The 11,901-nt window shown below is 69.1% G+C and carries 8 protein-coding genes; 5 read left to right on the top strand and 3 right to left on the bottom strand.

The window, feature by feature from the left end:
* Positions 1-127: 127 nt before the first annotated feature.
* The 3 genes from QHF85_RS05160 to QHF85_RS05150 are packed head-to-tail and all read right to left on the bottom strand — an operon-like array spanning position 128 to position 3,139.
* A complete protein-coding gene (locus QHF85_RS05160) occupies positions 128-1,099 on the bottom strand; it encodes a hypothetical protein (RefSeq protein ID WP_281325924.1) in 972 nt (323 codons plus the stop codon).
* A complete protein-coding gene (locus tag QHF85_RS05155) occupies positions 1,099-1,815 on the bottom strand; it encodes a VTT domain-containing protein (protein WP_281325923.1) in 717 nt (238 codons plus the stop codon). The genes QHF85_RS05160 and QHF85_RS05155 overlap by 1 nt, the downstream gene beginning before the upstream one ends.
* Before the next feature lie 37 nt (positions 1,816-1,852).
* Positions 1,853-3,139, bottom strand: coding sequence for a styrene monooxygenase/indole monooxygenase family protein (locus QHF85_RS05150; RefSeq protein ID WP_281325922.1), 1,287 nt, complete (start codon positions 3,137-3,139; stop codon positions 1,853-1,855).
* Positions 3,140-3,590: 451 nt separating this feature from the next.
* Here QHF85_RS05150 and QHF85_RS05145 point away from each other — a divergent pair, with 451 nt between their 5' ends.
* The 5 genes from QHF85_RS05145 to QHF85_RS05125 all read left to right on the top strand — a co-directional run bounded on the left by QHF85_RS05145 (position 3,591) and on the right by QHF85_RS05125 (position 11,850).
* On the top strand, positions 3,591-4,028 hold the full coding sequence (locus QHF85_RS05145) for a hypothetical protein (protein ID WP_281325921.1): 438 nt from the start codon (positions 3,591-3,593) through the stop codon (positions 4,026-4,028).
* An 84-nt stretch (positions 4,029-4,112) separates the two neighbouring features.
* The gene (locus QHF85_RS05140) at positions 4,113-8,120 is read left to right on the top strand and encodes a DNA topoisomerase 3 (protein WP_281325920.1); all 4,008 of its coding nucleotides are present in this window, start codon (positions 4,113-4,115) and stop codon (positions 8,118-8,120) included.
* Positions 8,121-8,168: 48 nt separating this feature from the next.
* A complete protein-coding gene (locus QHF85_RS05135; protein WP_281325919.1) occupies positions 8,169-9,668 on the top strand; it encodes a protein kinase in 1,500 nt (499 codons plus the stop codon).
* The gene (locus QHF85_RS05130; RefSeq protein WP_281325918.1) at positions 9,665-10,495 is read left to right on the top strand and encodes a hypothetical protein; all 831 of its coding nucleotides are present in this window, start codon (positions 9,665-9,667) and stop codon (positions 10,493-10,495) included. Before QHF85_RS05135 ends, QHF85_RS05130 begins: the two co-directional genes overlap by 4 nt.
* Entirely contained in the window at positions 10,495-11,850 is a 1,356-nt protein-coding gene (locus QHF85_RS05125; protein ID WP_281325917.1) for a LamG domain-containing protein, read from the top strand. The genes QHF85_RS05130 and QHF85_RS05125 overlap by 1 nt, the downstream gene beginning before the upstream one ends.
* Positions 11,851-11,901: the final 51 nt, after the last annotated feature.

Here is an 11,901-nt window from a genome sequence, read left to right as displayed (position 1 = left end):
CACGATTTCGTCACTTTCGCGCCGCGAAAACGTTGCGATGCAAACCTTGGTTTGCACCCCGGCGACATGGAGCGAAGCGCGATACGCGGCGCCGTGTTCCAGCGTGCGGATCACTAACACGATCGCGTCAACCTTCGCTTGGGCCAAACCGCTCCGCGAAAACACGCGCGAGCTTTCGCGATTTGCGAGCGGATACGATCTCGCCCACGCGCGACGCGAGCCGCGTATCGTGCCGGTGGAGCGAGAGCGCCTGGATCACGGCGATCGCGCGGCCCTCCGCGGCCTCGGCGAGCAGGTCCAGCAAATACGTCAAGGCCTCGTCGGTGCGGAGGAGGGCCACGCCGAGGAGCACGGTCTTCGCGAGCTCTTCGTCCGCGCGCGAGACGGCCTCTTTCAGGACCGGAAGCGCCTCCGGCAAGCGCGACTCGCCGAGCGCGAGCGCCGCCGCCTCGACCCCCGCGTCGAGCGCGGCCGCCACGACGGGCAAATAGTGGCGCGGCTCGAGCGCGAGCATTCCTCGATAACACGCGCCGAGCACGTCGGGCTCGGCGTCCCCCACGATCACGCGGGTGTGGAGCACGGCCGCGCAGACGACCTCGCACGTGTCCCGGAGCGCCTCGGCCGCGGCGACGCGGGCCTCGGGCATTTCGTCGAACAGGAGCGGAGCTACTTCGAGCGCGGCCCGCGGGAAGTTCGTCCGGACGAGCGCATGCGCCGACAGGCCGCGGACGAGCCCCGCCGTATCGACGGGCGGGCCCACGGTGACCTCCATCTGCACGTACCGGAGGCCTCTTCGATACGTGTCCCACGCATCCGCTTCGAGCGTGATCAGCGCCTCCAAGACCTTCTGTTTCGCGTGGCAGCCGCGATCGGCCATCGCGGGCATGCCGAGGAGCCGCTCGAAGGCCGCGACGAGGTCGGCCACGAGCACGCGGAGCTCGAGATCCGCAGCGACCTTCGCCGCCTCCCCCACGAGGAACGGGGTCGGGTCGGCGAGGAATCGGCCGAGCTCTGGCGCAGAGGCCGACGGAGGCTCGGCATGGGCGAGCGCGCGAATGCGAGCGAGTTTGTCGTCGAAGGTGTTTTTCCGGGCCGCCATCAGGGCTCCGCCGCCGGCGAGGGAGCGGCGAGCGCTTTGTCCAGCGAGCGGCGCGCGATCCGCGAGGTGACGACGAGCGCGCCGAGCGTCACGACGAACCCGAGCGCGAGCGTCACCCAGCCGAGCGATCCAGGCGCCTTGGCCTCGCCCGAGAGCAGCGCGGCCGCGCTCTCGACGCTCGCGCCGACGTAGACGTGAAAGAGCGTGGCCGGCAAGAGGCCGAGGAACGAGGCCGCCGCGAAATCACGGAGCGGCAGCGGCGTGGCCGAGAGCATGTACGTCCCGAAGTTCTGCGGGAAGACGAAGGTGACGCGCAAAAGGAAGGTGATCTTGAAGCCGTCGGCACGGATGGCGCGCTCGACGGCGCGCCAGAAATGGGTCTCGCCCGCGCGCGCCGAGAGGAACTTGCCGATCGATACGCGGCCGAGGAGGAAGCAGGCGCAGGCGGCGAAGGTGACGCCCGGCCACGCGATCAAGAGCCCCTTGCCGAAGCCGTACGCGTACCCCGCGAGGCCCGACATGACCCAGAGGGGCGTGGTGACCGCGAGGGCGAAGACCTCGACGCCGAGGAACACGAGCGCGCCGGCCGCGCCCGCCTCGCGCATGAACCCCACGAGCGAGATGAGCGCGCGGTGCACGGCCGGCACGCGCAGGACCACGAGCGGAAGGGCGAGCAGCCCGAGGAGCAAGAGGACTCGTTCGAGGCGGCGCCGCATGGGGCGCGCAGCCTACCACACACCCGAGGTGTTCCGCCTAGACCGATGCAGGAGCCGCCGTGACGGCGCCGCTCGGCCGCGGGGCCTTCGCGCGTCGAAAACCTTCGAGGAACGCGTCGACGCCCTCGGGGCCGCGGAAGATCCGCCATTGCAAGGCGGGGTCGTCGAAGTTCGAGACGAACGCGTCCGCGATGCCCTGATCCCGCGACGCCGCCGAGAAGATCGCCATCGCGTGCGGCGGCGGCGGCGAAAGGAAGGCGTTCGTCCACTCCATCGAAGGGCCGATGAGCGACCAGAGCCGCTCGTCCACGCCGTCGCAGAACCGACGATCGAACGGACGACCCGCGGCGAGCGCCTGGACGATCGCCTCACCGAGCGCCCACGCCCCGCGCGAGGCCGCGTTCGCGCCTTGCCAGAGCACGGGATCGTGCGTCGCAAAGGCATCCCCGACCGCGACGGCGTAGCGGCCCTCGCCGAGCTCGACGTACGCGCGCCGCGCCGTCGGGACGATCGCGGCCTGCATGCAATCGGTCGGGTTCGTCAGGTGAAACATCTGCCGATCGACGCGGGCATGGGCGCTCGGCGCGTTCGCCGCCAGCAAATCGAGCACGAGGCTCTCGACCACGTGCGGATCGTCGTCGCAGGGGACACGCGTGACGGCGTCGAGCGCGCCGCCGGGGATGGCCTCGAAGAGGAGGCAACTGACGGGCCCCTCCGCCGTGAGGAGCTGGCTCTCGAATATCTCCCCGTGCCCCGGGACGATCTGGAAGAGCAAGCCGAGCTCCTCGGGGAAATCGATGCCCCGAAAGAGGCCCGCGAAAAGGCGGCGCTGCGGTTCGAGCCAGGGAGAACGATGCAAGTCCCGCGGGAACATCGTGCCGAGCTCGCCCCGGCCGCTCGCGACGACCACGAGGTCATGTTGTTCGCCGAGGCGCTCGACGTCCGACGCATCGAGGAGGCCGGAGCGGACGACGCGGCCGCCGCGCGCCTCGAAATCCTCGAGCAGGCGGGGCAGGTAGAGGCGCATGTCGATGAAAAGCGCGGGAGGATCGACCCGGCCCCGCAAGGAGAGCTCCGGCAATCCTTTGATACGCACGTCGACGTGAAAACATCCGAACGCGTCGTCATCCCAATGGTTGATGCCGAGCTCGCGATCGCGCGCGCGGGTGGACCCGAGCAGCGCCGCGGTGCTCGGAAGACGCGAGGCGCGGAGCTCGTCCGCCGATCGGTCGGTATGAAGGGTGCAGGGGATGCCGTGCCTCCGGAGGTACAATCCGAGCTGCAAGCCCGCGATGCCGGCTCCCACGATGCCAATGCTGCTCATCGAAGCCTCTTTCCATGCTGGATGGCTGCGCCGGAACGAGTCGCGACGCGCCCCCAAAGCCGCCCGTCGAGAACGAACGATAGACCTGTCGACGACGACGGTCCATCGTCCCCAACGTCGGGCTATTGCTGACATCTGTCCAAGGGTACGCGGCGGTAAGTGTACGAGCAGGGACATGGTGCGCACGAATTCCGCGTTGACCCGAACGATCGCATGTGTCCTCGCATGCTTGCTCGTCGGATGCGCGCCGACACGGCCGACGACGCCACCGCCGGAAGGCCCGCCGCTCGGCACCGCCACGGATTGGATCTCCTCCTTCGATCAGGAAAATGCAAAGACCACGCCCCCGGAAGTCGACACCTTCTTGCGAGCGACGAGGGCTGTGTGTCCGAAACCATCGGAAGCAGGTGGTGCGCGCACGCTGTCACGTGGGGCACAAATAATGGGGGAGATGTCGCGACGAGGTTGCAGGGGGCTGCCGCTCCGGAAGGAGCTCGAGATGCTGGAGGTGCTGCTCCGCGCGACGCCGAAGGAGCACAAGGACTGGATCCGCATCGTGGATCGGATGGCCCAGACGGCATTCTTGATGGAGTACGAAGCGTTCCAGGCTTGCAGCGAGCTCGAGCGTTCGCCGCCCGGAGATCAAAAGCAGCTCGCGTATGCAGCCAGCGCGCTGCGCACGGTCGAGGACGCGCTCACGCACGCGCGGCGCACGACGACGTTCGCCTGCGATACGCTGGCGCGGCACCCGAGCGACCGAGCGAACGCGCCCTGCGACGGGGCGCTGGCGAAGCCGCCCACCACGAACCCGGCGCCGGTGTGCAGAGAGACGAACACGTCGTTCCCGGCCGAACCTCCCCTGCCCCGCTGCGAAGCGCCCGCGCCCTGAAGCGCACAGGCCGGCGCGGCATGGATTGCCCATCCCCGCGCCCTTTGTCATGATGCGCCGCCCCCAAGTCGGGGGGCTTTGCCCATGACCATCGCCGTCGTCGCCGAAAAGCCGTCCGTGGCCCGAGACATCGCCCACGTGCTCGGCGCGACGAAGGCGAGCGACGGCGCGCTCGAAGGCGGCGGCTACGTGGTGACCTGGGCGATCGGTCACCTCGTGGCGCTGGCGCAGCCGCACCAGATGGACCCGGCCTGGAAGCGCTGGGACCTGCGCACACTGCCGATGCTGCCGCCGACCTGGCCGCTCTCGGTGCTGGAAGAGACGCGCAAGCAGTTCGAGGTCGTGAAGAAGATCCTGAACCGCGCGGACGTGGAGTGGGTGGTCTGCGCGACGGACGCGGGGCGAGAAGGCGAGCTGATCTTCCGCTACATCCACGACGCCGCGGGCTGCAAGAAGCCGGTGCGGAGGCTCTGGATCTCGTCGCTGACGCCGGACGCGATCCGCGCCGGCTTCCGGAAGCTGCGGGACGCGCGGGACTACGACCCGCTGGCGGACGCGGCGCGCGGTCGGAGCCGAGCCGACTGGCTCGTCGGGATGAACCTGTCACGGGCCTACTCGCTGTCGCTCGGGCACGATCTGTCGGTCGGGCGGGTGCAGACGCCGACGCTCGCGATGGTGGTCGAGCGAGAGCAAGCGATCCGGTCGTTCGTGCCGGAGGACTACCTCGAAGTGCGGGCGACGTTCGCGCCGGAAGGTGCGCCGGACGGGCCGGACAGTCGATACGAGGGGATCTTGCTCGACGTCCCGGAAAAACCGGGCGGCCCGGAAAAACCGCGGCGGCTGCCCCCGGACGGGGAAGAGGCAAGCCGGATCACGCGGCGGGTGAGCACGGGACGAGCGGTGATCACGAAGGTGTCGGCGGAGACGCGACGGATCCCGCCGCCATTGCTGTACGATCTGACGGAGCTGCAACGGCACGCGAACCGGCTGTTCGGGTGGAGCGCGCAACGGACGCTCGATCTGGCGCAGGCGCTCTACGAGCGGCACAAGCTGATCAGCTATCCACGCACGGACAGCCGGCATCTGTCGACGGACGTGGCGCAGACGCTGCCCGCGGTGGTGAAGGCGATCGAGGGGAACTACCAGGGGCTCCTTGCGCCGGGGACGGGGCAAAGGGCGCTCGGGCGGCGATTCGTGGACGACACGAAGGTGACCGACCACCACGCGATCGTGCCGACGACGACGGCCGGGGGCAAATCGCTGTCGACGGAGGAGCAAAAGCTTTACGATCTGGTTTGTCGGCGGCTGCTCGCGGCGTGGCACGATGATCTGATCGAGCGGACGACGACGGTGATCACCGAGGTGACGTCGGCCGAAGCGGTGGATCGATTCCGATCGGCGGGGACGGTCGTCGAGCAGGTGGGCTGGAAGGTGCTGGACCTCGGGGGAGCCGGTACGAAAGAAGGGCCGAAAAAACGAAAGAAGGGCGACGCCGAGGGGGCGGGGGCCGAGGAGGAGGCGGAAGCGCAAAAGCTGCCGCGGGGGCTCGCGGAAGGAAAAAAGGCGCGGGTCGTGGGCGCCAAAGCGGAGAAAAAGACGACGAAGCCGCCGAGCCGGTTCACGGAGGCGACGCTCTTGACGGGGATGGAGACGGCCGGAAAGACGGTGGAGGAGAAAGAGCTGTCGGACGCGATGAAGGACACGGGGCTCGGGACGCCGGCGACGCGGGCGGCGATCATCGAGACGCTGATCAAGCGAGAATACGTGGTCCGGATGGGGAAGAGCCTGGCGGCGACGGACAAGGGAATGCTGCTGGTGGAGGCGGTTCATCCGCACGTGAAGAGCGCCGCGATGACCGGGGAATGGGAGGCGCGATTGGCGAGGTTGTCGCGCGGTGAGGGGGATTTGAAGACGTTCATGCGGGGGATTGAAGCGTATGTGAAGTACGTGGTGGGCGCGGTGCAGGATGGGGACGATCGGCCCGCGGGCGCCGTGGCTTTGGAGGGCCGGGGCGGTTCCCCCGAACTCGGGCCCGCAAAGCGGGCCCTCAAACAACAGGACCCACCGCCCCGGCCCTCCAAAGCCACGACGCCCGCAGGCCTCGAACCACGTGCGTCGCGCGCGAAGAGTCCTCGGAAGGAGAAGGAGGGGGCGAAGAAGGGGAAGGTCGAGTCGAAGGGGGCGGCGTTCGCGTCGGCGGGGGTGGTGAATGGTATGGCAGAACAAACGCGGGGTGTGAATCGGCAGGTCGAGCTGCCGATGGCGGAGCGGCGGGAGGTGCGCGCGGGCGCGTCGCTGGGGGAGATTTTACGGGAGCGATTTGGTTTTCCCGGGTTTCGGCCTTATCAGGAGGCGGTTTGTCGGGCCGTGACCGAGGGGCAGGATGTGCTTTTGGTGATGCCGACGGGGGCCGGGAAGTCGCTTTGTTATCAGTTGCCGGGGATCGCGCGGCGGGGGACGACGTTGGTTGTGAGTCCCCTCATTGCTTTGATGGAAGATCAGGTGGGGAAGCTCCGGGCGCAGGGGTTTGCCGCGGAGCGGATTCATTCGGGGCGCGATCGGCTGAGCTCGCGGGCGGCTTGCGCGGAGTATCTGGCGGGACGGTTAGACTTTTTGTTCGTTGCGCCGGAGCGGCTGCGGGTGCCGGGGTTTCCCGAGATGCTCGCGAAGCGGAAGCCGACGCTGGTCGCGGTGGACGAGGCGCATTGCATTTCCCATTGGGGACATGATTTTCGGCCGGAGTATCGGATGCTCGGGCAGCGGTTGCCCTCGCTCCGGCCGGCGCCGGTCGTGGCGCTGACGGCGACCGCGACGCCGATGGTGCAGGACGATATCGCGCGGGAGCTCGGGCTCTCCGAGGCGGCGCGGTTCATTCACGGGTTTCGCCGGACGAACATCGGGATCGAGGTGGTGGAGCTTTCGCCAGCAGCGAGGGCGGATGCGGTGAAGAAGCTCTTGGCGCCGAAGGATCGGCGGCCCGCGATCGTGTATGCGCCGACGCGAAAGCACGCGGAGGAGACGGCGCGGGAGCTGTCGGAGCTGGGGGCGGCGGCGTATCACGCCGGGATGGAGACGGGGACGCGGGATCGGATTCAGTCGGCGTTTCTGTCGGGGGAGCTCAACGTGGTGGTGGCGACGATCGCGTTCGGAATGGGGGTGGACAAATCGAATGTGCGGACCGTGGTCCACCTGGCGCTGCCCGGGAGCGTGGAGGCGTATTACCAGGAGATCGGGCGCGCCGGGCGGGATGGGCTGCCTTCGAGGGCGATCCTGATGCATTCGTTCACGGATCGACGGACGCACGAGTTTTTCTTCGAGCGCGATTACCCGGAGCCGGCGCTGCTTTCGGCGCTGTTCGCGACGCTCGGGCCGCGGCCGCAGACGAAGGAGGCGCTGGCCCCGCGGGTGGAGTCGGATCCGGAGAAGTTCGAGAAGGTGCTCGAAAAGCTGTGGATCAGCGGCGGCGCAATCCTCGACGCGGACGGGGGGATCCGGAGGGGGAGCGAGGATTTCCTCGGCGAGTACGTGGCGCAGCGCAAGCACAAGCAGGAAGACCTCGCCAAGATGGCGCGGTACGCCGAAGGGCACGGCTGCCGGATGCTTCACCTGGTCCGGCATTTCGGCGACCAGGAGGACGACGGGAGGCCCTGCGGCGTGTGCGACGTGTGCGCGCCGGATGGCTGCGTCGGGAGGAAGTTCCGCGAGCCGAGCCGCGCCGAAACGGCGGCGATCCAGAAGATCCTCGACGCGCTCGCCGACGAGGACGGGCAGCCGATGGGAAGGCTCCACCGCGAGACGTTCGGCGAGTCGCTCGATCGGCGGTCGTTCGAGCACCTCGTGAACGGGCTCGTGCGCGCGGGGCTCTGCGAGGTACGGTCCGACTCGTTCCAGAAGGGCGGGGAGTGGATCGAGTTTCAGCGGGTGTCGCTGACCGAGGAAGGACAAACGCACGGCGGCGGGGCGCCCACGCGGTTCGTGACGCTCGACGAGGCCCCGAAGAAGAAGGCCCGCGGGACGACGGCGAAGGGCAAGCGCGGCGCGAGCTCGAAGGCGTTCTGGGCCTGGAAGGCACGGCAAAAGAAGGGCGGGTAAGAGAAGTGGCCGCGTGAGGGCGCGGTCTGTTAGAGTGCCGCAGGCTCCATGGCAGGAGGGCACGCGGGCGCGCGCAAGGTCGGTCGGTACGCCCTCTACGGCGAGATCGCGTCGGGAGGCATGGCCACGGTCCATTTCGGGCGGCTGCTCGGACCGTCGGGCTTCGCGCGGACCGTCGCGATCAAGCGGCTGCACCCGCAGTTCGCGAAGAACCCCGAGTTCTGCTCGATGTTCCTCGACGAGGCGCGCCTCGCCGCGCGGATCAAGCACCCGAACGTGGTGCCGATCCTCGACATGATCTCCGAGGGCGGCGAGCTGCTCCTCGTGATGGACTACGTGCACGGCGAGAGCCTCGCGCGCGTGCTCAAGAACATGGAGCGCGGCGGGTCGCGGCCGCCGCTGAAGATCGTGTCGGGCGTGATGGCGAGCGTGCTGCACGGGCTGCACGCCGCGCACGATGCGGTCGACGAGCGAGGCGCGCCGCTCGGGATCGTGCACCGCGACGTGTCGCCGCAGAACGTGATCATCGGCGCCGACGGCACGACGCGCGTGCTCGACTTCGGCGTGGCGAAGGCGATGGGCCGCGCCCAGGTGACGCGCGAAGGCGAGCTCAAGGGCAAATACGCGTACATGGCGCCGGAGCAGATCCGGCACGGGAGCAGCGTGGACCGGCGCGTCGACGTGTTCGCCGCGGCCATCGTGCTCTGGGAGATGCTCGCCGTGCGCAGGCTGTTCAACGGCGACAGCGAGCTCGCGATCATCGCGCAGGTGACGATGAACGAGATCCTGCCGCTGAAGCAGATCGGCGTCGCCGTGCCGCCCGAGCTCGAAGCGGTGGTGATGCGAGGGCTCGCGCGTGATCCCGCCGATCGCTTCCAGACCGCGCGGGAGATGGCGATGGCGCTCGAAGCAGCGGTGCCGCCGGCCCCCGCGTGGGAGGTCGGCGAGTGGCTCGCGAAGGTGGCGCCCGAGGGGATCGAGCGGCGCGCGCGCGAGGTGCAAACGATCGAGCACGCGTCGCTGACGGACGCGGACGTGCCGCCGCTGCCGTCGTCGCACGACGGGAGCGTGGACGCGGCGAGCATGCCGTCGGCCATGCGATCCCGCTCCTCGCAGGTCTCGGGGATCTCGGTGCCCCATGCGCCGCAAGCCGTGGCGCTGCCACGATACGTCGTGATCCTCGCGGCCGCCGTGCTCATCGCCGCGCTCGGAGGCGCCGCGCTGCTCTGGTTCGATCGAGGGCGCGAGGAGCCGGTGACGGGGATCCAGCCAGTCGCGCCCCCGAGCGCGCCTTCGACGGCGAACACGCCTCCGAAGCCGCCCGAGCCCACGGTCGCGCCCGCGCCCGCGGAGACGACGGCGCCGAGCGCGAGCGCGATTGTCGCGACACCGACGCCGACGGCGACGACGCGATCGACGGCGAAGGGCGCGCCGACGGGCGCGGCGACGACGACGAGCGGAAAAGCGGCGCCCCGCGCGGAGGGCTGCAGCCCGCCGTACACCATCGACGCGAAGGGCATCCGCCGCATCAAGCCGGAGTGTTTGTGAAGATTCGAGCCCTCGTTCTCCTCGCCGCGGCGCCCCTCTCGCTCGCGACCCCCGCCTCTGCCACGACGAAAAAAGAGTGCGTGGCGTCGTACGAACAGACGCAATCGCTGCGCAAGGATGGCAAGCTCGCGCAAGCGCGCGAGGCGGCGCTCGTCTGCTCGCACAACGACTGCCCGCGCGTCGTGCGCGGCGACTGCACCGAGTGGCTCGCCGAGATCGAAAAGAGCCTGCCCACCGTGGTGCTCGCCGCGCGGGACGAGAAGGGCGACGAGACGGCCGACGTGCGCGTGTTCGAGGGGGACAAACTCGTGCGCGAGCGGCTCGACGGCAAAGCCATGCCGATGGATCCCGGCGAGCACGTGCTCCGGTTCGAGCGAGACGGCGCAGAGCCCGTGACCCGCAAGGTGATCGTGCACGAGGGGGACAAACTCGTGCGGATCGAGGCGTCGTTCCTGAAGGAGCCGAAGGCGCCGGAGGCTCCACCCGCCGACAAGGGCAGCGGCGTGCCGGTCGCGCCGATCGTGCTCGGCGGCGTGGGGATCCTCGGGCTCGGCGCGGCCGGGGTGATCGGGCTCCTCGCGCTCTCGGCGAAATCGGACCTCGAAGCGTCGTGCGCGCCGAACTGCGTGGCGGCGGACGTCGATCCCATTCGAACGAAGCTCCTCGCGGCGGACATCACGGCCGGGGCGTCGCTCGCGCTCCTGGGGACGGCGGCCGTCGTGTATTTCGCCTCGGGGTCGCGCGACGATACGAAGAGCGCGATGCCCCGGATCGAGTTTGCCCCGACGATCGGCGGCGGGTTCTTGAGCCTTCGAGGAGCTTTCTGATGAAGTCGCACCTTTTCGCGGCGCTCTTCCCCCTCGCCTCCTTCGCTCTGGGCTGCTCGGCGCTCGTCGATCTCGACGCGCTTTCGTCGGGAGAGACCGGGACGCCGGGGAAGCCGCCCGGGCCGGTCGTGCTGCCGGACGGGACGTACGAATTCGTCGACGACGCGTTCAAAGGCGAATTCGAGCTCGGGTCGTTCGCCGACACGGAGTGGGGCGGGGAGCGATTGCGGCTGAAATCGGAATCGATCGACGGCACGTTCCGCTCGCGGGTCTTCGACGCGGGGGAGGACGTCGACTGGACGACGTTTTCGTGGACCCCCGCGGGGCCGTACCTCAAGGCATTGCCGGATTCCCGTGGCAAGGAATCGGGGTATGCGGAGGGTTCGAGCGACATGTCCGCGAACGTCCTCTTGCTCCACCTCGACGGCACGGGCGCGCTGACCTCGGGGGCCGCGGCGATGGATACGTCCGGCGGGAAGAGCAATGCCGTCGTGACCGCGCCTGTGGGTACGACGCTCTCGTTCGAGGAGGCGCCGATCGGGCAGGGCATTGCGGACAAACTCACGACGTACCTCGCGATCGACACGGTCATGGGCACGTTCGATTTCGACTTCGACGAGGACGATTTCACCTGGGCGCTCTGGGTCAAGACGTCCTCGAGCTGCACGGTCAACAAGGTCTTCCTCGGCGTCGACACCGGGTTCAGCGGCCCGCACCTCTGGCTCGGCTGCGCGGACGGGGACGCCTTCAGCGCCTGTGGCCCGGGCTCGCCCGAGGGCCGCGCGGCGGGCACGTTCAAATCGACGAGCGATGATCCGGCCGACGGCGTGCCGTTCTGCGGCACGAGCCAGATCAACGACGGGAAGTGGCACCACCTCGCGGCCGTCAAGAAGGGCCACGCGCAGAGCCAGGTCGTGCTCTACGTCGACGGGAAGGCCGAGGCGACGCTCGGGACCACGTTCAACATCCCCATCTTCCTGTCCGGCTCCGAGTTCACCCTCGGCACACTGCTCGCAGGCAACTACCAGGCCGAGGGGACGTACGACGAGGTCGCCGTCTGGAAACGCGCGCTCGAGCCGGACGAGGTCATGGCGATGTACCGGCGCGGCGGGGCGCGGCTCGCGCTGCGCGTGCGCACCTGCGAGGATGCGGCTTGCGCGAACGATCCCGCATTCGTGGGTCCGGGCGGTGGCGACGGGTGGTTCGTCGATCCGAAGGGCACGCTGAGCCCGCCCGCGGACATGGCGATCGACGTGCCGCGGGGTCGTTATTTCCAGTACGAGGCGAGCTTCGAGGGCTTTCGCGAGGGCGACGGCCCGGGCCTGCTGGCCGTGAAGGTCCACGCGCAGCGCTGATTTTCCCTTTCGCCCGCCGGGGTGTCTAGAAGCGCGAACGAGGTGAGAGCA

Origin of the sequence: Polyangium sp. 6x1 (assembly GCF_029946515.1) — a bacterium.
Taxonomy (GTDB): Bacteria; Myxococcota_A; Polyangia; order Polyangiales; family Polyangiaceae; genus Polyangium.
Note: the sequence above shows the minus strand (reverse complement) of the source record. Positions and strands in the feature narration are given on the sequence as shown.

What these genes read in the sequence shown, in the direction of transcription:
- QHF85_RS05160 (WP_281325924.1), bottom strand. Translation starts at nt 1,099, where the DNA reads ATGGCGGCCCGGAAAAACACCTTCGACGACAAACTCGCTCGCATTCGC.
- QHF85_RS05155 (WP_281325923.1), bottom strand. Translation starts at nt 1,815, where the DNA reads ATGCGGCGCCGCCTCGAACGAGTCCTCTTGCTCCTCGGGCTGCTCGCC.
- QHF85_RS05150 (WP_281325922.1), bottom strand. Translation starts at nt 3,139, where the DNA reads ATGAGCAGCATTGGCATCGTGGGAGCCGGCATCGCGGGCTTGCAGCTC.
- QHF85_RS05145 (WP_281325921.1), top strand. Translation starts at nt 3,591, where the DNA reads ATGTCGCGACGAGGTTGCAGGGGGCTGCCGCTCCGGAAGGAGCTCGAG.
- QHF85_RS05140 (WP_281325920.1), top strand. Translation starts at nt 4,113, where the DNA reads ATGACCATCGCCGTCGTCGCCGAAAAGCCGTCCGTGGCCCGAGACATC.
- QHF85_RS05135 (WP_281325919.1), top strand. Translation starts at nt 8,169, where the DNA reads ATGGCAGGAGGGCACGCGGGCGCGCGCAAGGTCGGTCGGTACGCCCTC.
- QHF85_RS05125 (WP_281325917.1), top strand. Translation starts at nt 10,495, where the DNA reads ATGAAGTCGCACCTTTTCGCGGCGCTCTTCCCCCTCGCCTCCTTCGCT.